This is a genomic window from Nocardia sp. NPDC058658, assembly GCF_042716665.1.
Taxonomy (GTDB): Bacteria; Actinomycetota; Actinomycetes; order Mycobacteriales; family Mycobacteriaceae; genus Nocardia.
This window is the reverse complement of the sequence record NZ_JBHXRR010000011.1, coordinates 34,146-56,993: the sequence shown is the minus strand read 5'-3', so window position 1 is coordinate 56,993 and position 22,848 is coordinate 34,146. Positions and strand designations below refer to the sequence as shown.

18 protein-coding genes are annotated in these 22,848 nt (G+C 63.5%); 13 read left to right on the top strand and 5 right to left on the bottom strand.

All coding sequences use genetic code 11. From position 1 onward, the window contains the following. Positions 1–3: 3 nt before the first annotated feature. From rplE to rplN, 3 genes are read right to left on the bottom strand one after another with little or no spacing between them, the layout of a single operon-like run. Positions 4–567 carry a 50S ribosomal protein L5 gene (gene rplE / locus ACFWUP_RS17745; RefSeq protein ID WP_056818389.1) on the bottom strand — a complete coding sequence of 188 codons (564 nt, stop codon included), beginning with the start codon at positions 565–567 and terminating at the stop codon, positions 4–6. 1 nt (position 568) lies between these two features. Further along, the gene (rplX, locus tag ACFWUP_RS17740; RefSeq protein ID WP_056818391.1) at positions 569–886 is read right to left on the bottom strand and encodes a 50S ribosomal protein L24; all 318 of its coding nucleotides are present in this window, start codon (positions 884–886) and stop codon (positions 569–571) included. 2 nt (positions 887–888) lie between these two features. Next, positions 889–1,257 carry a 50S ribosomal protein L14 gene (gene rplN / locus ACFWUP_RS17735; RefSeq protein WP_056818394.1) on the bottom strand — a complete coding sequence of 123 codons (369 nt, stop codon included), beginning with the start codon at positions 1,255–1,257 and terminating at the stop codon, positions 889–891. Positions 1,258–1,561: 304 nt separating this feature from the next. Here rplN and ACFWUP_RS17730 point away from each other — a divergent pair, with 304 nt between their 5' ends. The 4 genes from ACFWUP_RS17730 to ACFWUP_RS17715 all read left to right on the top strand — a co-directional run bounded on the left by ACFWUP_RS17730 (position 1,562) and on the right by ACFWUP_RS17715 (position 6,668). Next, positions 1,562–3,586 (top strand): M13 family metallopeptidase, encoded by a 2,025-nt coding sequence (locus tag ACFWUP_RS17730; protein WP_379235495.1) that lies wholly within the window; start codon positions 1,562–1,564, stop codon positions 3,584–3,586. 79 nt (positions 3,587–3,665) lie between these two features. After that, positions 3,666–4,643 carry an ABC transporter substrate-binding protein gene (locus ACFWUP_RS17725; RefSeq protein ID WP_379235493.1) on the top strand — a complete coding sequence of 326 codons (978 nt, stop codon included), beginning with the start codon at positions 3,666–3,668 and terminating at the stop codon, positions 4,641–4,643. Positions 4,644–4,681: 38 nt separating this feature from the next. Continuing rightward, entirely contained in the window at positions 4,682–6,031 is a 1,350-nt protein-coding gene (locus tag ACFWUP_RS17720) for a SagB family peptide dehydrogenase (protein WP_379235491.1), read from the top strand. 49 nt (positions 6,032–6,080) lie between these two features. Further along, positions 6,081–6,668, top strand: a complete 588-nt coding sequence (locus ACFWUP_RS17715; protein ID WP_379235489.1) for a hypothetical protein — start codon at positions 6,081–6,083, stop codon at positions 6,666–6,668. A gap of 11 nt (positions 6,669–6,679) precedes the next feature. Here the strand turns inward: ACFWUP_RS17715 and ACFWUP_RS17710 are convergent, their stop codons facing one another. Together ACFWUP_RS17710 and ACFWUP_RS17705 are read right to left on the bottom strand one after the other, a co-directional pair. Beyond that, on the bottom strand, positions 6,680–8,239 hold the full coding sequence (locus tag ACFWUP_RS17710; RefSeq protein ID WP_379235487.1) for a PfkB family carbohydrate kinase: 1,560 nt from the start codon (positions 8,237–8,239) through the stop codon (positions 6,680–6,682). A 32-nt stretch (positions 8,240–8,271) separates the two neighbouring features. Further along, on the bottom strand, positions 8,272–9,852 hold the full coding sequence (locus tag ACFWUP_RS17705) for a carbohydrate kinase family protein (protein ID WP_379235485.1): 1,581 nt from the start codon (positions 9,850–9,852) through the stop codon (positions 8,272–8,274). Positions 9,853–10,081: 229 nt separating this feature from the next. Between ACFWUP_RS17705 and ACFWUP_RS17700 the strand changes: the two genes are divergently transcribed. From ACFWUP_RS17700 to ACFWUP_RS17660, 9 genes are all read left to right on the top strand, one after another. Continuing rightward, positions 10,082–10,588: a YbaB/EbfC family DNA-binding protein gene (locus tag ACFWUP_RS17700; protein WP_379235483.1), complete on the top strand. Its 507-nt coding sequence runs from the start codon at positions 10,082–10,084 to the stop codon at positions 10,586–10,588. Further along, positions 10,585–10,905: a WXG100 family type VII secretion target gene (locus tag ACFWUP_RS17695; protein WP_379235481.1), complete on the top strand. Its 321-nt coding sequence runs from the start codon at positions 10,585–10,587 to the stop codon at positions 10,903–10,905. The genes ACFWUP_RS17700 and ACFWUP_RS17695 overlap by 4 nt, the downstream gene beginning before the upstream one ends. Then, entirely contained in the window at positions 10,906–18,246 is a 7,341-nt protein-coding gene (locus ACFWUP_RS17690; RefSeq protein ID WP_379235479.1) for a toxin glutamine deamidase domain-containing protein, read from the top strand. It abuts the gene before it with no gap. 14 nt (positions 18,247–18,260) lie between these two features. Beyond that, positions 18,261–18,641: a hypothetical protein gene (locus ACFWUP_RS17685; RefSeq protein WP_379235478.1), complete on the top strand. Its 381-nt coding sequence runs from the start codon at positions 18,261–18,263 to the stop codon at positions 18,639–18,641. 409 nt (positions 18,642–19,050) lie between these two features. Continuing rightward, positions 19,051–19,545 (top strand): hypothetical protein, encoded by a 495-nt coding sequence (locus tag ACFWUP_RS17680; protein ID WP_379235476.1) that lies wholly within the window; start codon positions 19,051–19,053, stop codon positions 19,543–19,545. A gap of 173 nt (positions 19,546–19,718) precedes the next feature. Next, on the top strand, positions 19,719–20,258 hold the full coding sequence (locus ACFWUP_RS17675) for a DUF3558 domain-containing protein (RefSeq protein ID WP_379235717.1): 540 nt from the start codon (positions 19,719–19,721) through the stop codon (positions 20,256–20,258). A gap of 18 nt (positions 20,259–20,276) precedes the next feature. After that, positions 20,277–20,669, top strand: coding sequence for a hypothetical protein (locus ACFWUP_RS17670; protein ID WP_379235474.1), 393 nt, complete (start codon positions 20,277–20,279; stop codon positions 20,667–20,669). After that, complete coding sequence (locus ACFWUP_RS17665) at positions 20,669–22,060, top strand: hypothetical protein (protein WP_379235472.1); 1,392 nt, start codon at positions 20,669–20,671, stop codon at positions 22,058–22,060. The genes ACFWUP_RS17670 and ACFWUP_RS17665 overlap by 1 nt, the downstream gene beginning before the upstream one ends. Further along, positions 22,057–22,836: an ESX secretion-associated protein EspG gene (locus ACFWUP_RS17660; protein WP_379235470.1), complete on the top strand. Its 780-nt coding sequence runs from the start codon at positions 22,057–22,059 to the stop codon at positions 22,834–22,836. The genes ACFWUP_RS17665 and ACFWUP_RS17660 overlap by 4 nt, the downstream gene beginning before the upstream one ends. The last annotated feature ends 12 nt before the right edge of the window (positions 22,837–22,848 follow it).

The following is a 22,848-nucleotide window of genomic DNA, read 5'->3' as shown; positions in this document are numbered from 1 at the left end:
TGCTCAGTTCTCCTTGAACGGGAAGCCGAGGTGCTTCAGCAGCGCGCGGCCTTCTTCGTTGTTGGTCGCCGTGGTGACAACCGTGATGTCCATACCGCGCGGGCGGTCGATGGAATCCACGTCGATCTCGTGGAACATCGACTGCTCCGAGAGGCCGAACGTGTAGTTGCCGTTGCCGTCGAACTGCTTCGGCGACAGGCCGCGGAAGTCGCGGATACGGGGCAGCGCGATGGACACGAGACGGTCAAGGAACTCCCACATCCGGTCGCCACGAAGGGTGACCTTCGCGCCGATCGGCATGCCCTCACGCAGCTTGAACTGCGCGATGGACTTGGTGGCCTTGCGGATCTCGGGCTTCTGGCCGGTGATCAGCTCGAGGTCCTTGACGGCACCGTTGATCAGCTTCGCGTCACGGGCGGCGTCGCCGACACCCATGTTCACGACGACCTTGACGACGCCGGGGATCTGCATCACGTTGGCGTACTCGAACTCGCCGTTCAGCGCGTCCTTGATCTCGGCGCGGTAGCGCGCCTTCAGCCGGGGCTGAGTCTGCTCAGAGGTGGTCATGTCAGATGTCCTTCCCGTTTTTACGGGAGATCCGGACGCGCTTGCCGGACTCTTCGTCGGTGCGGTAGCCGACGCGAGTCGGGTTACCGTCGGAGTCGACGACCATCACGTTGGAAACCTGGATGGGGGCTTCCTGGGTGACGATGCCACCCGAGGACGCGCCACGCTGGTTCGCGGAATCCGCGACGTGCTTCTTGATGCGGTTCACGCCTTCGACGAGAACCTTGCCGGTCGCCGGGAAGGCCTGAATGACCTTGCCCTTGGCGCCCTTGTCCTTGCCCGAAATGACGAGCACGGTGTCACCCTTGTGCACCTTCATAGTCAGAGCACCTCCGGGGCCAGCGAAACGATCTTCATGAAGCGCTTGTCACGCAGCTCGCGGCCGACCGGGCCGAAGATGCGGGTGCCACGAGGATCGTTGTCCGGCTTGATCAGCACGGCAGCGTTCTCGTCGAACTTGATGTAGGAACCGTCCGGACGACGACGCTCCTTGGTCGTGCGAACGACGACAGCCTTGACGACGTCGCCCTTCTTCACGTTGGCGCCGGGGATGGCGTCCTTCACGGTGGCGACAATGATGTCACCGATACCGGCATAGCGACGCGACGAGCCACCGAGCACGCGGATGCAAAGGATTTCCTTCGCCCCGGTGTTGTCGGCGACGCGCAGTCGCGACTCCTGCTGAATCACTTCAGCACCTCCTGGACCTGGATGTATACGTACGCCGGATTGCCGACCCGACGCACATGGTCAGTCACCCTCCGGACGCGCGCCTGCCAGCGGAAATACCTTCCACTGGGGGTTCACTGCCGGATTGCGAGGGCATAGCTCCCGCAGGCAACCGTTCTAGTGTAGGTGAACCCCCAGGAAGAACCGAATCGGGGTCGCGTCGCATCACTACCCCGCCGTAGACGGCGTGACGCCGGTAGCCTGTGCGAGCTGGATCGCAACAAGCATCGGGGTGCGCCAGTCGCATCGGGGAAGGAACACTCAAGTGACATCGTCCGGTCTGGATCGGCGCGCATTCCTGATCGCCATGGGCCTGGTGCCTGTGGCGGCCGCGCTGGCATCGTGCTCCTCCGACGCTCCGCAGGTACAGCTCACCGGCGTCGACATGAGCGGCGGCGACCCCGCCATCCGTCCGCAGGACGACCTGTATCGCCACGTCAACGGTACCTGGCTGCGCGATTACCAGCTCCCGCCGGACAAGGCCTCGGTCGGGGCGATCACCGATGCCAACGACCGCACGCTCGATCAGCTGCGCGCGATCATCGAGAGCATCAAGGATCCGAAGCCGGGTTCCGAGGCGCAGCAGATCAAGGATCTCTACGACGCGCGCATGGACCTCGACGAGATCGAACGCCTCGGGACCACCCCGCTGACCGGGCTGTTCGGCGCGATCGACAAGGCACAGGGCAAGCCCGAACTGGCGAAGGTGATGGCCGAGGCGCCGATCGCCGGGCTGATCGGGATGGGCATCGGGATCGATCGCAAGAATTCCAAGGCCTATATCCCCAGTGTCAGCCAGGCGGGCCTCACCCTTGGCGAGCAGTACTACCGCAAGCCCGAGTTCGCCGCCCAGCTCGCGGGCTATCAGGTCTATCTCGAACAGCTCGCCGCCGGCCTCGGCATGCCCGACCCGGCCGGGGTCGCCCAGCGCACCCTCGACCTGGAGAAGCGCATCGCCGCCGGACACTGGGACAGCGTGCGCCTGCGCAACACCGACGCCACCTACAACCTGATGAGCTGGCAGGAGATGACCGAGCTCGGCCCGCAGTTCGACTGGGATCCGTGGCTGTCGGGGATGACCGACCGACCCAAGTCGCTGTTCGACAAGATGGTCGTCGGTCAACCCTCGTTCATCACCGCCGCCGCGCAGCTGTGGGCCGAGGTCGATATCGCCCAGTGGCGCGACTACCTCAAGCTGCAGGTCGCCGACACCTACGCGCGCTTCCTCCCCAAGACCATCGCCGACGCGCGCTTCGAATTCGTCGGACGGGTGCTGAGCGGGCTCGAGGAAAAGCCGGAGATGTGGCGCTCCGCGGTGGGCGTTGTCGACAGCAACCTCGGCGAACCGCTGGGAAAGCTGTACGTGGACAAGCACTTTCCGCCCTCCGCCAAGGAACGGGCGCTGGAGATGGTTGCCGACGTCACCGCCGCCTACCGCGACAACTTCACGAATTCGACCTGGATGACCCAACCCACTCGCGAGGCCTCGATCGCCAAGCTGGACAAGCTCTCCACCCAGATCGGCTACCCCGACAAGTGGGTCGACTACTCCTCGGTGCGGGTCACGCGCGGGCACCTGATCGAATCCCTTTTGGCCATCAACGCTTTCGAGTCCAAGCGCGCGTTCGCCCGCCTCGGCACCGAGGTGGACCGGATGGAGTGGAGCATGTCGCCACAGACGGTGAACGCCTACTACAGCCCCACCATGAACCAGATGGTCTTCCCGGCCGCCTACCTGCAGCCGCCGTTCTTCGACAAGGACGCCCAGGACGCGGTCAACTACGGCGCGGTGGGTTCCACGATCGGCCACGAGATCGGGCACGGCTTCGACGACCAGGGCTCCAAGTACGACGGTGACGGCAACCGCCGCGACTGGTGGACGCCCGAGGACCTCGCGGCGTTCGACGCCAAGACCCAGCAGATCATCGCGCAGTACGACGTGCTCGTGCCCGAGGGTGCGCCGGAAGGTCAGCACGTGAACGGCCCGCTGACCGTCGGCGAGAACCTGGCCGACCTGCGCGGCCTGCAGATCGCACTGGCCGCGTATCAGAAGGTGGCCGAGCGTTCCGGCGAGCAGGCCGACTTCCGGACCATGTTCATGTCGTGGGCGCGGCAGTGGCGCGACAAGCAGACCGAGGAGGCGACCCTGCAGGGCCTGCAGGACACTCACTCCCCCAACGAGTTCCGCTGCAACCAGGTGGTGCGCAATATCGGCGAGTTCTACACGACCTTCGAGGTGAAGGACACCGACAAGTTGTTCATGCCGCAGGACCAGCGCGTCACCCTCTAGGGCACGGTTCCTTCCTGGAAATCCACGTAGGTTAGCCTAGGCTGACTTACGCTGGAACTTGCTCGACGGAGGGTGCACCATGACGACTGTTCGGACTTCGCGCGGCTGGCGGCGCGCGGCGGTTGCCGCGCTCGCCGGTGCCCTCGCCTTCAGCGTCGTGGCCTGCGGTTCCACCGATGACGAGACCGCCGGGGGCGAGGCAGTGACCATCACCCACGCCCGCGGCGAAACCACCGTCCCCGCCACCCCGAAGAAGATCGTCGCCCTCGGCAACCAGTGGCTCGACAGCTCCCTCGCCCTCGGCGTGGTCCCCGTCGGCTACATCGACAACGTCTCCGCCGTCTCCAAGAGCACCCCGCCGTGGACCCCGGAGTCGCTGAAGCAGTCCACGGCCCTCAACACCACCGGCAGCATCGCCGAGCAGGTCGCCGCCCTGGAGCCGGATCTCATCCTGGCCGACCCGTTCATCGCCGACCAGAAGACCTACGACGACCTGTCCAAGGTCGCCCCCACCCTTCCCGCGCTCACCAAGGACGCCGTCACCCCGTGGCAGGACCAGGTCACCGCGCTGGGCAAGGTGCTGCACAAGGAGTCCGACGCGGGCGCGGTGATCAAGAAGGTCGACGACAAGATCGCCGCCATCGCCACCGCCAACCCCGGCCTGAAGGGCAAGACCTTCGCCAGCACCTGGCTCGCGAGCCCCGCGCAGCTGATGGTGCTGACCGACCCCAACGACGGTTCGGCGAAGGTGTTCACCGCGCTTGGCATGGGTATCCCCGCCAACCTCACCGCGATGCCCGCCAACCAGGGTCGCCTGGCGTTGTCGCCGGAGAAGGTCGACGAGCTCACCGCCGATCTGCTGCTGGCCGGCTACTCCCCCGGCCTCGACGAGAAGTACCGGCAGCTGCCGGGTTACGCCGATCTGCCGTCGGTGCGCAAGGGTTCGGTCGTGTTCCTGACCACGCAGGAGATCAGCGCGATCAACCAGCCCAGTGCATTATCGGTGCCGTACATGCTGGACAAGCTCGAGCCCGCGTTCGCCGCAGCCGCGAAATAGGTTCTGCCCCAACTCAAGCTCTACCCCGAGGATTCACCGTGCTCGCCTCCGCTTACCCCGCCCAGACCCGATTCGCCCTCCGTGCTGGCGTCACCTGCCTGACGACCCCCGCGGGTGCGGTGCTGTTGAATCCGCCGCGCAACGAGAAGCTGACCGGGCTGGGCGCGGGTGCGCTGCAAGCGCTGAAAACCCTCAACCAGGGCCCGGCGACGGCCGCGGAGATGGCGACCGCCGCCGCGGGCGACGACATCACCGCCCTGATGCGCAAGCTCACCGACGGCGGCTGGCTCTCGGTGACGGTCCGCGACGGCGGCCGCGACCTCTACAGCATCCGCCCGTTCGCCGACCCCGCCCCGCGCCCAGAGGCGGCCCTGCCCACCTGGTCGGCGACGCTGTCGAAATTCGCTGTCCTGCACCGTGACAGCCAGGGTTTCGTCCTCGAGCACCCCCGGTCCTGGTGCGACCTTCGCATCCACGACCCGCGCCTGCTCGCCCTCCTCGACGGCCCGCTCGCCGCCGATTCCCCGGTGCCCGCCGCCGTGAAAACCCAGTTCATGGCCGATCTGCAGTGGTGCGGTTTCCTGGTCGACGGCGACGAGGAGGAGCGCGAGTTCACCACCCGCTCCTGGAACACCCCCGACCTGTGGTTCCACCGCCGCAGCACCCTCGGCGCCCGCACCATCACCTGGGACGACTTCGGCCCCACCCGCTGGGCCGACGGCCAGTTCCCCGAACTACCCGCCCGCCGTGCACCATTCGCAGGCGAACCGATCTTCCTGGCGAAGCCGGACCTGGTCGCACTGCGTGTCTCCGATCCCAGCCTGGCCGCCACGATCGAAGACCGCATCTCCACCCGCGCCTTCGACGACGTCGCCCCCATCACGTCAGTTCAATTGGGCGAGTTGCTGTTCCGTACTGCCCGCACCCGCGAAGACGGCTCCCGCCCCTACCCCTCCGGCGGCGAAGCCTACGAACTCGAGATCTACCCCGTGGTGCGCAACGTCGCAGGCCTGGAAAACGGCATGTACCACTACGATTCGGCCGACCACACCCTCCGCCTCGTCGCCCCCACCGACTCCCCCGCCGTGCAGAAGCTCCTCAAATCCACCTCGGCAACCCTGGCAGGCGGCGCGCAACCGCAAGTCCTGCTACTGGTTTCAGCCCGCGCGGGCCGCGTCATGTGGAGCTACGAACAGGTCGCCTACGCCAACATCCTCAAACACGTCGGCGTCCTCATGCAGACCGTCTACCTCACCGCCACCGCCATGAACCTCGGAGTAGTAGCCCAAGGCTTCAGCGACACCTCAGCCTTCGCTGCTGCCACCGGCCTCGACGAACTCGAAGAATGCAACGTCGGCAGCATCATCGTGGGCTCACCGGCCCGCTGATCGACGGAATGACTCGGCAGTCATCCGCCTCTGCGTCTACCGTTGAACCGTGGTGAATGTTCTTGTAAGGCAATGGCATCGCGCATCGCGGGTGCGTCACGAATACTTCGGTGCGGCGACGGCACCGTCTGTCGCCGACGTCGAGGGTGAGATCTGGACGCCAGGTGTAGACGCGGACACGTGGGGGCGGGAAGTGGCGTATAACACGGCGCTGCTCGAGCAGTACAAGCTGTACGTGGAGATGGCAGATCGGATCAGCGCGCGCCGGGGGCTGACCAACACCTTCTTCCTCACTCTCAATACGGCAGTGGTCACCGTGGTCGGTGGCGTAGCCAAGGAGCGGTCGGGAGCGCCCGACTGGCTGTTGCTGTTTCCCCTCTTCGCGTTGCTGCTGCAATGCCTGGCCTGGTACTGGCTAGTTCGGTCGTATCGACAGCTCAACGCCGGAAAGTATGTCGTGATCGGGGCGATCGAACAGCGACTACCGGCTGGTCCGTACTGGCGGGCCGAGTGGGCAGCGCTCGGCCGAGGCGAAGCGCCGTCGCGTTATCTGCCGATGACCCATGTCGAGCAGCTGATCCCCATGCTCTTCGCTAGCACCTATGTCGCGGGATTCATTGCGCTGCTGGCCAGTTGAGGTCGCACCGGCTAGTTCTCGCGAGCTTGATCATCGAGTAGTTCGCTGCGCAACAGCTCGCCGAGACGGTAGAAAGTGTGGTCGACGTTGTCGTGCGGGAAGGTCAGCAGGTATCGCGGTGGTGTCGGGGGAATGTAGGCGCAGGACTCTTCGGCCAGGACGATGACTCGATCGAAGCCATAGCGACCTTGAAACAGACCTATCTCGTGGACGACATTCTGGCGCCCCTGACGTGTACCGTCACCGATGTCGTCCTCAGCGGTCAGAACGCAGATGGCGAAGCTACAACGCTCCAGATATTCCGTGAGGGCCTCGGTCACTTGGAGACCACCCCACGGGTCGCTCTCGAACGCGAAAACCGGCAGTCGGAAGTACTTTTCGACGAAATCCTCGACGACGCGCCAGGTAGCGCTTCTTCCGTGGCTGATGAATATGCCGTCGGGAATCGTGCCGCTGCGGCGCTGACTGTCGAGCGAACGTATGAATCCTCTTGTCACGGCGGCGAACTGGCTATGACCGGTGCTGCCCACATACCCGAGTTTGTGTCGAGCCAAGGCCATACCGAGGAGCGAACCCAACTCGACTTGCAGACGGTCGGCCGAGAGGACAGTCAACAGCCCCGCGGCGAATACGTCTCCAGCTCCCGTTGAGTCCTGGATCTGATCGTCGGCCAGCGGCGTCTGCCCGTAGAAGTCGCCGATGACCTTCTCGCGCTCGCGATGAAAACACCAGATCCCTGTCGGCCGTTTGACGACGACCACGGCATTCGGGTTCTCGAACTCACCCAGAATGCGGCCGGCAACCTCTTCATTGGCCTCACCGTCGCGGTAGTGCCCTATCTCCTGGAACTCGCGGTTGTTGACCAGGAGATAGTCGCTGGCGCGAATGATCCCCAGAACCTCGGGGGTGTGTCCGACCGACCACACATGCCCTGGGTCGAAACAGATCAGTGTCCCGGTGCCGGCATTTTTGACAGCCGAAAGGACCGCAAGCAGGTGTGCTGCAGTCTCGTCGTCGAGGAATGACGTCACGTGGACCACGCGCGCTGTCGACAGATAGGCCACGATGTCGTCGAATTTCTTCTCCAGGAAGCTGCTCATATTCGCGTTGGCACCAACGTGGGTGAGCAGAGTCCGGTCACCACCTTCGATCAGTGAGAAGCAGATCCCGCAGGCCATCGTTTCATCCTGGGCAACGAACGTGCGGTCGACGCCGAGGACATCGAGGTGCTCCATGATCGACACTCCGATGACCGGGGAGCGCCCGGCGATACCGACGTACCCGAGTCGCAGCCCCGCTCGGGTCGCCGCCATGGCGTGGATTGCGTTGAAGGCCGATCCTCCCAGCGCCGTTTTAGGATTCGCCGCATTGGCTATCTCGATTGCCGCGTATATGGCGTCGGCATCCACATTGAGTTCGGTACCCAACTCCAGAACTTTGCCGCTACTGTTCAGCAACGTGGCGATGCGCTCGGTCAGCAGCGGGCCCGACGGGTCAGCCGATGCAGCTTTTGTCGTGATGTAGTCGAGGTTCAGCGCGCCGATTCCGACGACGTCCAATGCGAAGGGCATACGTACTCCAGTCTTACAGCCTTGGGCGACGGTCAGATACGCCCGCGGGGGCCTTTGCCATTCGGAAGTTCTCTCAGCAACATTCGGCGCAGCTCAACGAATTTCGCATCGACCCTTCCCTTTGGAAAGTCCAGTCTGATCAGGCCCGACAGGTTGGTGAACAAGTCGCATCCGTCCTCGACGAGGATGGCAACTCGACCGAATCCGTACCTCCCATGGAGGATACCTACCTGATGCACGATGGCTTGGTCCGGTCGCGACGATCCTTGGCCCGGTTCGCCGCCGCTCAGGATGCACACCGCGAAACTGCAGTGCGACACTATGTCTCGTACAACTGCCTCCGGTCCGCGAGCCGCGACCTCAGCCGGCCCGAGATGTTCGGTTTCCAGTCCGCAGCGGTTTGTCAGGAAGGTGTTCACCTGCCGCCACTGCGTGTCGTCGTCATGCAAGATCAGCACCCGTCGGGGGCCGATGTCTCGCACGGGGACCTCTTTCTGCTGCAAGAATCCATCCCGAAGACTCGGCAGGCCTTCCAGCGAAGACTGCAGCTTGTGTCGCGCCAGGGTGAGGCCGAGATAGCCACCCAACTCGACTCTCAGGCGGTCCGATGCCATCGCGGAGAGGACAGCTGCGGAGAAGGCATCGCCGGCTCCCGTCGCATCTTCGACGTCGGTCTCGTGCACTGGGCGTCGCAGTTGAAACCGGTGCGATTGCAAGACATTCGACCTGATCTCGAACACCTCGGTGAAGTCGTAGCGTTTGGTCACGAACACCGTAGCTCCGACCCGGCAACCGCCGAGCACCCTTCGCGCTACCGCGTCGTCAGTGTTGCCGACACTGAAGTTTCCCAGCGCCTTGAACTCGCGGTAGTTCACGAACAGCAGGTCCGCGAGCGCGAGGACGTGCCGCACGTCCTCGCTGGGATGGTCGGCCCAATCAAAGCCTGGATCAATACTTATGCGCAGGTTAGGGTTCAGCGTCCTCGCCCGCTCCAGAACTGCAGCTACCATCGCCGGCGTTTCGCCGTCCAGGAATGACGTCACGTGAACATAGCGCGCGGACGCGATGTACTCCGCGATGCCTTGCAGGTTGCCCCGCAGGTGCTCAGCCATCCGTAGGTTCGCACCCGGGTTGGTGTGCATCACTCGCTCATTGTCGTCGATGAACGACAGACACAGCCCACAGCTGTCCTCGGCGAAACTACCAACCCACCTGTCGTCGATGCCGAGCTCGCTCATCTGCGACCGGAACGATACCCCCGGTGCTTCGATACGACCCAAAGCGCCGATGTAGCCAAGGCGTAGCCCGAGTTTCATCTTCGCCAACGCGTAGATCGTCAACCAGGCCGAGCCACCCAGAGAGAAGTTCAGTGACGACGTGCCGATGTTGCGAATCTCGTCGAGGATCGACTCCCGGTCGGTGGGTCCTTCGCGATTCCATTCGAACCGCGCTGTGGACTCGGTGATCTGCTCAGCGGCAAGCTCGGACAAGCCGGACGCTGTGGCGATTACGTCGACGTTCAACGCTCCGAAGCCGATGATGTCCGGTGGTTGTCCCCCATCGATCGAGCCTCCGTGGCTACCGACTGTCAAATTGTCCACCCCGTTGATCAATTGGCATACTAATATGCGACATACCTTGTAGCGCAAGTCAATTGACAACGATAGCCGAACCACCATGTTGCGGCCCATGTTCGGTTCATCTCGCGCCCGGGCGGGGCATCCACGCTTCGGCTCCATGACGATCACCGTCGTCGCACGAGACGTGCGTCACATGTTGCAACCGGCGACGGCTCCCGCGCGTCCAAACTAGTGACGTGCTTCCTGACAGAGCGAGGGTCTCATGAACGACGACTGGTCGGCGCCCACCCGGGCTGAGAACAACGCGTTGCGTGCGCAGATCGATTCGATGCTCGACACCTTCAACGCCGAGAAATCAGCCTTGGTCGATGCCCAGTCCCAGGCCACCGCGTTGGTGAGCGTGTGGTCCGCCGACGAGATCGTGCGGGCGTCCGGAACGATCGCGGGGGTATCGGAGGTCCATATCGCCGCTGATGCGTTCAAGCGGACGACCCCGCAATCGTTGGGTAGCTCGGTCACCGAAGCCATCGCCGAACTCTCGCGCCAGACTTCGCAGATCCAGCAGCAAGCATTGGGTTCGCTGACCGGGTCGATGCCGGATCTGTCGGACCTGGTCCCCGGTGCCCCGAGTATGAAAGACCTCATCGCCCAGCTGACTCCGCCACCACCCCCGCTGCCCGAACCAGTCGTCGAGGCCGCACCCAGTCTTGTTGATGACTCCGACGACGAAGAAGGCGACTACTTCCGTAACCGGAGCTACCTGCGATGAGTTCGGTCAACATCGATCCCGAAGCACTGCGTAACACCCAACCAGGGTTCGTCGCGGTCGCGTCCACGATCACGACTGCCGCGCAAACGTTGGCTGCGGTCATCGCCGCCGAGGGGGAGTGTTGGGGTGGTGACGAGGTCGGGGCCGCGTTCGCCAAGAATTACACCCCCGGCGTCGATCCCGGCCAAAAAGCGGTGAGCGGGTTGGCGTCGGTGATGACCCAGTTGGGGCAGAACATGGTCACCGTCGCCGATACCTTCCAGAACCAGGACACCACCCAGGCCGGCGCTCTCGGTCACGCAGCGGGTTCGTTGTAGATGGGTATCGAGATCCCCGACGAGCTGCAATGGGTCGCGAAATACATCCTCGGAGCCGGTGATTGGCCCGACGGTGACGAAACCGCGATGCGCCGGGTCGCTGACGGGTGGACCGCGATGGCCAACACCCTCAACACCGTCGACGACGACGCCGTCAAAGTGTTGAACGTGGTGCTCTCGGCGATCTCCGAAGGCGAAACCCACACCTCGATCGCGACGATCCGCGACAAACTACTGTCCGGGGATCAGGCTACTTTCGCCGCGGTCCGTAAGTGGTGTGAATCCCAAGCCGAGTTGCTCGAAGACGGTGCCAACGATATCGAGCACACCAAGATGGTGATCATCGGCACGATGATCGTGACCGCGGTCGAGATCCTCGCGACCGCGTGGACCGGTATCGGGCTGATCGCGTCGGCGGCCGCGCGAATAGCGGGCCAGATCGCGGTTAGGCTCGCGATCAGACAGCTCATCGCCCGCATGCTCACTCGTGCCGCGGCGAAAGCCGCGGGCCGGATGGCGTTGTGGGGTGCGGTGTTCGAGGCAGCCGAAGAAGGCGGTGTCGATCTGGCTGCCCGGCTGATCCAGGTCTCCAACGGTGACCGCAGTACCGACAAGTTCGGGTTGGCCGATCTGGGATTGGCGACTTTGGGTGGTGCTGTCGGTGGCGCGGTCGGTGGTGTTCTCGGTGGGGGGACCGGTGCGCTCGGTGATGCCGCGTCGTCGGTGGTCGGTAAGGCCGCGACCAAGGTCGTCGGTGGCACTGTCACCGAATTGGGTGCTGATGTGTCGGCCCAGGTCGCTGCCGCTGGTGTGGGTGCGGCGTTCATGGATCGCGAATTCCAGCTCGATATCGGGGTCGATACCTTTACCAGTGCTGGGGCGGGTGGGGTGCAGAGCGCGATCGATTCCAGTGGTGGTGGGAATGCCACGGCACCAACAGTTCCCGAGCTCGGTACTGAAACACCGGGTGCGACAGCTCCTGCGGGGACCGGCGCACCGGCAGAGGGCGGTGACCCATCGCCAACCGACAACGGCAGCCCTACCGATGACGCCCCTACGGCCCCGGCCGGAACCGATACCAGCAGCCCGACCAATGGTGCTCCCACCGCACCCGCTGGAACCGACACCGAATCCCCATCGGCACACACGGGCGAACAGGGCTCAGCGGCCAACGGAGCATCCTCTCCACAGAGCGGCGCGCCCGGCACCCCCACAGGAGGAACCCCTTCCGCCGAAACTCTGAATAGCAACGGCGCGAACGGATCTCCCACTCCCGGCGACTCAGCATCGCCGAATTCGAATACCCCGAACCCTGGAGGAACCGCCCCGTCATCCGCCCCGGAGGGCGCAGCTTCCCCAGAGATCCTTTCAAGCGACGCCACCCCATCCAGTCCGAACGCGAGTAGCCCCACCGATACCCCGCCGACGAACGACACCACTCAGCAACCTCCGAATAGCAACAGCCCCACCGAAAACCAGGGACAAGCCGCGGCAACGCCATCAACGCCCGCCGAGTCCGGCACGCAATCGCCCAGCAGCGCCCCTGTCGCAACCGCCCTGACAACCGAAACACCCAGCACACCCAACTCATCACTGGACCTCCCGTCCCAAGACACCCAGGACCAGAACCCTCCGACCGATAACATCCCCGCGAATCCCACTGCCGGACAGCCGAATCCGCAGCAGATAACCCCGAATTACGACGGCGCCACCGCGATGCCGCCCGCGAGCCCCCCGACAACATCGCCAACGCCCGCAACAACAACCACAGAGGCGGCACCCCAACAACCAACCACACCGACCCCAGCCTCACCCTCGATCCCGACGGCCAACCCCAGCAGCACCGCTGCCGACACCACCCGCCCAACGTCCACAGACACATCGACGGCCACCGCCACCACAGCAACGGCTCCTCCACCTCAAACCGCAAACCCGACGCCCACAACGACTCCTGCCCCGCCCAGCACTCCGCCGGCACCCCCGATCACCCAAACCCCGATCTCGACACCGTTATCGCCTAGGTCGACCGCAACACCCCCGGTAACCACCGGCGCTCCACCAACGACAACTCCGTCGAACACCCCTGGCACCACACCCAACCCCAACCCTGCACCGGTCACACGGCAGCCGTCTTCCCCGGCTCAGCAGCAGACGCTCGGTACCAACCCCAACCAGCCGAGCTCACCCAACACCCACCAACCGTTCGGGCCGAACTCGACACCGATCAGCAGTCCCAGCCCGCCGAGCAACACGAGTCCACCGCCCGGAAATCGGGCCCGCGAACTCCGTGAATCGTTGCGTAACTTGCCGTCCCAGGACGGTCGAACCACTGCGGTCGACGCGAATCGGAGCCCGTTCATCCAGCGTCCGCCCGCCTACCGAATTCGCCGATTCCACCTGGGCGGAAACCGGTGGGTCGCCGTCGCCACGATCCGCGCATATATCCCCAACGCCCATTTGATGTCACCTAACGACCTGCGCCAAGCGATGGAGAACATCCAGGCGACCATCGACGCGACGTTCAACAACGGCAGCCCTCTGCTCAGTGACGATCGTTTCCTGGTCGACGTGGAATTCACCAATGATCCCGCGGCCGCCGACACAACTCTGGATCCCAGTCGGCCGACCGGCATCGCCAACGCGCTCCGCGACCACATGGGCTTGTTCCCCGCTCCGCCCGGACAACTCCTGAGCCCGAACGATCTTCGCGAGATCAGCAATGACATCGCCCGCGCGAATACACCGTCGAGAATCGGTGATCCCGCAGATTCCCGAGTGATCGATCATCGCGAACTGACCGACGTCGAGGACCCCCAGCACCAAATTGACGTCGAAGACTCGCTTCGCGCGGGGAACGGCTTCATCCAGGGCGCGGACCCCCGCACCCACCCGTACGGACGCCTGACCAACGATGGCGGACGCAGTGTCCCAGGCCGCGGCAACAACTGCCTTGACTGCTCACTGTCCGCCTTGTCGTCGTTCTTCGGCCTTCCGCGAGTGTCCGCGCCCCGATGGCCTGACCGGACGCCGAATGGCGAGTTGGACAACGTCTCAGGAGAGTGGAACGGGCGAGGACGTGCCGCAACCTGCCTGGGCGCGGACTGGGCGTCGTATTCTGGAATGTCGATTCCGGACCAGTACCAGGCCTTGCACAACTACATCGCCAGCCTTGGCCCGGGTTCTGCGGCCATGGTCGGAACCAGGTGGCATGCGCGTGACGCCAACGGCAACAAGCTCTACAACCAGGACGGTTCACCCGTATTCCGCGGCGGTCACGCCACTGTGATCGTCTTCCCGCCGGGAGCGACAGGCCCGGTGTGGTGGGATCCGCAGTCCGGGGAAACATTCGACGCTCCGCCGCCGAACCTGACCAACAACTCGGCGGCCTTGGAGTGCATACCCATCGACGCAAACGGAGGAACGACCCATGGCGGAACCAGTACCCACCCGGGAACAGGCCAGACATTTGCTGGCCCGAGTGTTCGGTCCGAGCCAGGAGTACAGCATTCTGGAGGGCAAACACGGTTGGGTATGCCAGCCGATGCTGTCACCGCAGGAGGACGCCCAGCGGGGAATGGGCCTGGGGAACTACGTGATCAACAAACATACGGGGGTGATCACGGCGCACTCGAGCATGGCGATGCCGGTGATCGCGGAGGAATTCGACGCGACGACGGAAGCGGGCCTACCCCCCCAGGGCTACCAGGTGTTTCCGAAACAGCGCCGAATTCACCTGACTCGACGGTTCGAGGATCAGAACACGGTCGTGTACCGGGTGCACCTGACCTTCTTGGAGAGCCCGGACGATCCGGGGATCACCCAGGAAGTCGAGATCACCAAGAATCCGATCCGCCACCGTCCGACGGACCGCGTCTCGGCAGTAGCGACGTCGTGGGCGTACGAGCAGAGTCAGAACACGGGGATGTGGCCCGAGGAGGGGACGATCGAGCAGTAGACGATCGACCGAGCGACTTCACTGCTCCGACGACCGCGCCCCAAGCCTCGCCGACTACTCCAGAAGCCAAGTCGAACCCGACAGATGGCCCGAAGACGCCTACCAGCCAGACCCAAACATCACTACCCCCGTCGACCCCTGGTACGTCCCCAACACCCGTCAACAACACAACGCCCACCTCCCACCAGCCGTCTACTCCAACGCAATCAACCCCGACTCCGCAGCAGGTAGACAACGCCAACCAGTCACGTTCAGCCCGCGAGAACCTTCGTTCCCAGCACCCTGACGGCGGAGTGCGCCATGTCGGCAACCCGCAAGGTGGCCGAAGCTTCACCTGGAGCAGGTTCACCAACGCGTTCGACGCACCGGTGTCGATGCTCCGAATCGGAATCCGCGTAACCGGTACCGGCAACCCCGACCCCGCGGTCGTCCAAGCGCTGCTCGAGCGAGCACAATTGGCCGTCGACCTGCATTTCAACCGTGGCGATCGACTCCTGTCCGGCGACTGGATGATGGTCGACCTGGTCCCAGTCAGCGACCCGGCCGCGGCCGACATGACTATCGATCTCGATGCGGCGAGCCCCCACAGCACACCGATCGACGCCGACTTCGACACCCTCACTGAGCTACTGAGAGAACAGCTCGGATTGCCTCCCAACGGCACCGACCTGGATCCGAACGACCTACGCGAACTGAGCAACAGCATCGCTCGCGCCAATACACCGGCAGCGCTGGACGGCCTGCCCGACACCCGGGTCGAAGGCCCGAAGGCACTCGACAGTCTCGAACAGGCCGAATACCAGCACGACGTGGAAGACGCTCTGCGCGACGGCAACCGGTTCTTGGTCGGCGCCGATCCGCGAACCAACGACTACGGTCACCTCATAAACGACGGCGGACCCGATGAACAGGGTCGAAGCAACAACTGCCTCGACGGGTCACTGGCCGCATTGTCATCGTTCAACGGCAGACCCGAAGTCGGTTCACCGCGCTGGCCCGACCTCGACGACGACGGCGAACTCGACACCAGAAGGGGCGAGGAAGACGGAATCGATCGCGCGACAGCATGGTTGGGCGGTACCTGGCAACTCGGCGACGCCAACCAGGCTGTCTCAGCTCAGTTCCAGGCGCTGCACGACCAGATCCGCAGCATGGGCCCCGGCGCGTCAGCACTGGTCGTCAACACCTGGCACGCGCGAGACAGCGATACCGGCGAACTGCTGTACGAGTCCGATGGGTCGCCCCAGGTCGACGGCTCGCACGCGACTGTCGTCGTCTATCCACACGGTGCCACGGGGCCAGTGTGGTGGGACCCTCAATTATCGGCATACTCGGAAACCCCGCCGCATTATCTGACCAGCGGAACGGTCGAACTCTGGTCGATGCCCGTCGATACGCAAGGAGTAGCAAATGCCGGTTCCACCGCTGGTCACCAAGGAACAAGCGCAGGCATACCTGGCGGCAGCGTTCCCGACCCAGACGTTCTCGGTGATCGAGTTCAACCACGGGTGGGTCTGTCGACCGGAACTGAGCCCGGAACAGAAAGCAGCGGGCCAGGGACTCGGCCAGACGAGCTACGTCCTCAACAAGCAGACCGGGATAGTGACAGTGCATCCGAGCCTGCACCCGTGGACGATCGGGGAGAACTACGACCAGGCGGTCGAGACCGGCCAGCCGGTGAACGGCCGACAGATCTACCCGAAACGCCGACAGGCGAACTTCCAGCGCCTGGCCGAGACTCCCGAGACGATCACGTACCAAGTGACAGTGACGTCGCTGGAGAATCCGACGGAACCAACCGAGACCTACCAGCTGACCTTCAACAAACAAACCCTGAAGCGGGACCAACGCGGCCCGATGGATTCACTGGTGATCTCGAAGGCACAGTGGCTCAGCCGACGGCAGCAGAGTTGGCCGAGGGACGGGACGATCGAGGATTAGTCGGCCAGACCGGATCTGATCAGCCAAGGATCGCTCTGGACGTAGATGACGGAGCGACCTCAATTGACTCCGACCAGGAATGGAGCCAGTCAGGCGCAGCGATGCGTCCACACGACCCAAGTTTCGACGACGCGTGGGCCGCCGAGGCATACGACCATTTCCGGGCTTCCGACGACGACGTCCCACGAATCGCGGCAGCGTTGGCCGATGTCCAGAGGTCTGACGGGTCCACTGGATTTACTGACAGTGAGATCGCCCAGATCAAGAATCACCTGATGCGCGAACAGCACCTCCTTCGCGATTACGACACCGGTGGCTTCGTGCTCGGTCGGTTCGATCCGTCAGCAGATCAGGCCGAGGCGTGGATTCGCCTTATTGCAGGTCGACCATTGTCCCAAGACATCGTGATGCTCGAACACGAGTTGACCGAGTCGAACTATATGCGCGCTCACCCCGACTCGACCTACCCCGATGCGCACGCCGTAGCCAACCAGCAACACAATTGGCAAGACGACATCCCTGCTCGCACCGGCGAGCGATACGACCAGACGTGGGAGACCGACAATGGCACTACTGGTGTTCTTCGACCGGGTGCAGGAGACCTCGACGCAAGTCGAATACCGGTTCGGGACGACGGAGACGGACCGCGACCGCACGTTGGTGATCGACAAGCAGACTCGCGAGTTCAAGACAACCAACAGCCCGATGGACGGGATAGCACGGGCGACAGCAGGCCGAATTCTGCACAAGTTGAGGACGGAAGGGGCCTGGCCGAAGGGAGGACTAATTCAGTCCTGAGCCCGGATCCAGACGTCCGTCGGATCGACACCGACGAGGATGGCCCGCCTGCTGATGATCCTCGACGTTTGGGAAGAACTCACCCCAACACGGCACCCGATCACGCTCCTCCGCCGGACACTTCCCAAGGACCCGACGACTCACCGACCCAACCGCTTCCCGTACTGTCGGCGATTCCGTTGTCTGCACGCCTGCAAGGATATTTCGACATTGGGGAAAGTACTCCCGCCGGTCGGTCCTACTTCGAGGAATCCGACTCCGAAATGAGAGAGTACGCCCAGTGGGTTGGAGCGTTGCCCAACTTCTACACCATTGATATGCACGGAGATCCCGAAGCAGTCTTCATCGGTGATGATGAACTTTCGCCGGAAGACCTCGCCGCGCTCATCAGAGCCGACCCACGCTGGCAAAATCGCTCGATCCGGTTACTTTGCTGCGAGACTGGCCAGGGTCAAGATCCTTTCGCTCAGCATCTTGCCAATGAATTGGGCGTTCAAGTGTGGGCACCGAACGAGGTTGCTTGGACCGACGAGGATGGAACTGTCGTGGTCGCGACCGAGGTCGAAGACCCGTTGACCGGCGAAGTTGATGCAAAAGATCCGCCGGATGGAGACTGGATCTTGTTCGAGCCCGACAACCAGCAGTGAGGAGATTCTGCATCGTGAAGTTTTCTCGACCATTTGACGGAATAGATGATAATGGCGCGCCGATAACGGCGTCGAGACGGATAGTTGCAGACCCCGCGGAAAAAGAGAGAATCTTGGAATTCCTCAGAGGGGGGTCACCTATCCGAGCAGCCAATGGAAAATCCAAAGACCAGATCGACCCATCAAAAGGGAAGGTCGTTCCGCGCGTTTTCAAAACCGATGGTGAATGGATATGGACGGCAGCATCGAGGTACTACTTGGAAGAGTACGGGATAGCACCCGAGGAAGAATTTCTGTCATATATAGAATCATGCGACCATCAGGCCGCCACCCCCGACATTCAAGCACGGGAACGCGCCGTGCAGGCCCTTGCCGCCCGCAGGAAAGGTAAGTAACCGCGACTTGTTCGGCGGCCGTGATCCGCACTGGCCCAATCACAGTCAATAGGTGCCATTCTAGGTGCCATCTAAACGCGCAGCGCAGCTCAGATGAACCACAGACGACAGGAGATGGTTGCGGTCATGCTCTATTGGACTCGACACTAGGCGATGTTGGACAACGGAGATGTCCATGAAATTCCTGATTCTATTCGCAAGAAGAATCCTGAAATGACGACCGTACTGCTCGCATTGCAGCAACACAGCCGAAAAGAAGAAGTGACTGCCATATGTTTCAAGTGTGGGCTGCCACTTCTGATCACCGACCTCGCCGAAGTGGGTGTACTCGTGGTGCAGTGTGCAACTGGTTGCACGATGTACCGACAACGAACTTCGCCGCAAGCGCCGTGAACGGGGAGGGAAGAATATGACCAGGCGTGGAGGGAGCTACGAAACGACTCCCATTCAACCGGCATCTCGGGGCGAGAATCTGCCGGGAAATGATCGCTGGGGTGGGAAGCAGGTTGAATACCTGACAGAAGATGAGCGGCAGAAATTCCGGCTCACCGTCCACGACGGGCTACTGCATGATAGCAGCGGACATCTATTCGATACCGCTTCGGCCCGCACCCTATGGATGCCGAGTGGTGGCCGCGCAATCTTCGCGATGGATCATTATGGCCATCTCTACTCGGCGCCGTTCCATATCCTGGGTGAATTCCACCATTCAAGTTTCTTGGCCGGCGAACCGGTTGCTGGCGCCGGTGAAATCGCGGCCAGTCAGGGGAAGGTTCTTTTGATCAGCGATCACAGCACTCACTACCGGCCGGCGCGGAAGTACACTCGGCAGGTCATCGATAGCCTGCGTCGGCAAGGGGTGGCGGTAGCCGATAGCCAAATCGAGTACCACTTCGGCGAGTGAGCCTATGACGCGCGCCGCGATCGGTTGGTGGCAGGTTATGCCAGGTCAGCGGGTCACGACTGCGGCCGACCGAGGGCGATGGAACCGATTGGGGTTGGGGTGCGTCTAAGTTGTTAGTGGCGGGTTGCTGCCGTGTCCGACCAGGTAGGAGTGCTGTGCGAAGCGTTGTGGTGATGCGGGCTGTGGTCTGCGGTGTGGTCGGGGCGGCTGTGCTTGCGGGGTGCGGGAGGACTGAGGAGGGGGGGTCGGCCGGGCCTACGACTTCGGACGCTCTTGAGCTGTTCAATCCGTGTCGGGGGGCGTTGTCGGACGCGGTTCTTACGAGCGTCGGCCTCGACCCCGCCACCAAGGGAGTACTCACCGACCCGCCGACGGGGCCGTCTGCGTGGCGGGTGTGCGACTGGATGCCCCTCGATGATCGATACGGTTCCGGTAGCCGCAGCGTAAGCGTCTTCTCCACCAGTTTCACGCTGGACCAGGCTCGCCAGAAAGAGTCGGCGACGGTCATCGGCGAAACCACGGTGAACTCTCGGGCGGGGTTGATTTCCAAGGAAAGATCGGACAGAGAGAGCTGTTACGTTTCGTTCGAAGCGGAGCAAGGCATGTTCGAGATCAACGTCGCATGGCTGAGTACCGAAGGGGCGCACGTCGGGGACACCTGCGAGATGGCGGCGAAATATGCGGCGGCACTCGAGCCGCATCTGCCGAAATAGCAGCGGGGAGGAATCGAGATGACACAGGACCACGCCACCTACTGGCGAAATATGAAGACACAGGCCATCAATGGCGAGTTCAAGATCGAGGAAGACCTCGGGCAGTCTCTTGCAGCTGTCGTGAGCCAATACATCACAGATCTCGAGCGGCAGAGGGGCTACGCGTTGCGTCTCGACCGACTGACTGGCTGGGGTAGCCTCCCGTCCGCCGAGAAAATCCGTGCCAAATACGAAGCCAAGGCAGTGGCAGGAGGCGGCGGCGATGCCAACGACTCCGCGGTGAAACGCCTGGACCAGCACATCGCCATCGCCCGCGACCAGCGCGACACCTTCCTCGCCGCCATCGGCAAACTGCAAGCCGTCGACCAGCAGACCGCGGGCGCCCTCGGCGCGACGGGGGCGAGCATCTGATGGGCTTCTGGAGCGGTGTAGGTGACGCGGGTGAGGCCGTCGGCGAATTCTTCGTCAGCGTGGGCACGTTGGGCGGTTTCAAGGTCTGGGATAACCACAACCGGTCCGACGATGCCGACACCAACCGCCGCGATCTCGACAACCAAGGCAAGCAGAAGTGGGAGGGCGACCGCAGCATCATCGGTGACGAATGGTCGCGGTTGCTCGCAGGCACGAACGTGACGATGGAGGGCACGAAGGTCGTCCCGGAGCCGTTCAGCGCCTGGACACACAAGCAGATCTGGGACGCGTTGAACCCGGAGAACGGTCAGCCGGGAGTCGATGCGGGGCAGATCAATGCCAGCGCCGATGGTTGGCGGCGGTTGACCACGGGAACCGAGACCGCGGTCAACAACTACCGAACGAGTTTCGAGCGAGTGCTGTCCGAGAAGTGGTCGGGCGCGTCAGGAAACGCGGCGATCGACGGGGTGAAGAACTACACGGCCGAAGCCGCGAAGCTGCCCGCCACGTTCCAGATGGTCGCCAACGGCATCGATTACATGGAAGGCGTTCTCGGACAGGCGAAGATCGCCATCCCGAAGCCGGAGGAAGTGTCCTCCTTCGACGAGTTCATCAGCCACATACCAGGCAACGGCGTGGTCAAAGCGGCGAAGCATCGTGCCAGCGAAGCCGAGGAAGACGCCCGGCTGTTCATGATCGGCACCTATCAGCCCGGTTCGATCACCGTCGACAAACAAACTCCGGTCTTACCCCTCCCCCACAACAATATCGGCGATCCGGGCAGCGTCCCTGATGGCGGAGACAACGGCAACAATGGGGGTGCCAACGGCAACTCCGGCGGCAATAACGGCGGCACACCATCGACGAATCCCGCTGGCACACCAGAGACTCCGGTGGCGACCGAGCCGCAGTCGACCGACCCCGGCGACAATCAGAACGACGACGACACCGGCAGCGACGACACCGCCCCCAGCTCTACAGACCCGTCCGCGACCGCGCCAGCCGGAACCACTCCGGCCGGAACCGGCACGCCGATCACACCGGGCGGCGGATCGCCCGGTTCCGGTTCACCGGGTTCGGGCTCGCCGGGTTCGGGTACACCCGGATCCGGAGTCCCGAGCGCAGGCGCACCAGGTGCCGCCGTGCCGGGCACTCCCGGCGGTGCGGGTGCGGGCGCCGGGTCAGGCAATCGCGCGGGAGCTGCCAGCGGCGCAGGCGGCAGGGGCATGAGTGGCATGCCCGGCATGATGGGCGGCGGCGGCCGTGGCGGCGGTAAGGGCGACGATGACAGCGAACACGCCATTCCCGACTACCTCATCCAGGACCGGGAAGACGAACTCATCGGCCTGCTCCCGCCGACCCTTCCGCCGGGCGGGGTGATCGGCGCGTGAGCTGGACCACCGCGACCGAACAGCGCGTCACTGGCCGCTGGGAACTCGACCCGCACGCGTTCGCGATCGGACTCGAAGCCCACGGCCGCGACCGCCTCCCCTACCCGCTCACCTTCCAGCCGGAGTTCGCCGAAACCTACGAGATCCACGAAGAGCGGCGCCGGGCTGCCTTCGCCAGGCTCCAGCAGGTTTATGACGACGGTCTGCACAAGGTATTCCGCGCACTGCTCGAACCCGAGGTTCGCGTGGAGATCGAGGGATTGCACGGTCCCGGCCAGTCCGAGGCGGTCCGCGTGTTCGCCGGAATCATCGAGGACCATGCTGCTCTGGCCGTCCAGGCATCCGGCCCCACCCGCGAACTGGGTGGCGACATCGCACTGAGCATTGTTCCGCTGGCAGAGTTGGCCGCCGCCATCGTCGCGAAACTTCCTCGTGCACAAGGTGGTTCGACCTCTCGATTCGAAGGCCGCCGCAGCGATCTCGACGCCGCCACCTACGCCCGACACCCCACCCGCCTGTCCCCCATCGAACAGACACAACGCTTCTTCCGCCGCCCCCGAACCAGCACCGGCGAGATCACCGTCTACCCCGGCTACGAGGTAGATTCGCGCCCCACCTCCGACGGCAAAGCCTTTCTCTGGCTGGACTATTCGAACGACGGCCGCTACCTGATCCAGCACCACGACGCCGACACCTTCACCGTCATCCCCGGCCCACCCGCCGAACTCCAACACCGCCTGTCCAGGCACATCGCGATGTTCACCGAACGTCGGTAGGCCATTCACGTA

What these genes read in the sequence shown, in the direction of transcription:
- rplE (WP_056818389.1), bottom strand. Translation starts at nt 567, where the DNA reads ATGACCACCTCTGAGCAGACTCAGCCCCGGCTGAAGGCGCGCTACCGC.
- ACFWUP_RS17700 (WP_379235483.1), top strand. Translation starts at nt 10,082, where the DNA reads ATGAACGACGACTGGTCGGCGCCCACCCGGGCTGAGAACAACGCGTTG.
- ACFWUP_RS17675 (WP_379235717.1), top strand. Translation starts at nt 19,719, where the DNA reads ATGCGGGCTGTGGTCTGCGGTGTGGTCGGGGCGGCTGTGCTTGCGGGG.
- ACFWUP_RS17680 (WP_379235476.1), top strand. Translation starts at nt 19,051, where the DNA reads ATGACCAGGCGTGGAGGGAGCTACGAAACGACTCCCATTCAACCGGCA.
- ACFWUP_RS17710 (WP_379235487.1), bottom strand. Translation starts at nt 8,239, where the DNA reads ATGCCCTTCGCATTGGACGTCGTCGGAATCGGCGCGCTGAACCTCGAC.
- ACFWUP_RS17690 (WP_379235479.1), top strand. Translation starts at nt 10,906, where the DNA reads ATGGGTATCGAGATCCCCGACGAGCTGCAATGGGTCGCGAAATACATC.
- ACFWUP_RS17670 (WP_379235474.1), top strand. Translation starts at nt 20,277, where the DNA reads ATGACACAGGACCACGCCACCTACTGGCGAAATATGAAGACACAGGCC.
- ACFWUP_RS17725 (WP_379235493.1), top strand. Translation starts at nt 3,666, where the DNA reads ATGACGACTGTTCGGACTTCGCGCGGCTGGCGGCGCGCGGCGGTTGCC.
- ACFWUP_RS17695 (WP_379235481.1), top strand. Translation starts at nt 10,585, where the DNA reads ATGAGTTCGGTCAACATCGATCCCGAAGCACTGCGTAACACCCAACCA.
- rplX (WP_056818391.1), bottom strand. Translation starts at nt 886, where the DNA reads ATGAAGGTGCACAAGGGTGACACCGTGCTCGTCATTTCGGGCAAGGAC.
- ACFWUP_RS17665 (WP_379235472.1), top strand. Translation starts at nt 20,669, where the DNA reads ATGGGCTTCTGGAGCGGTGTAGGTGACGCGGGTGAGGCCGTCGGCGAA.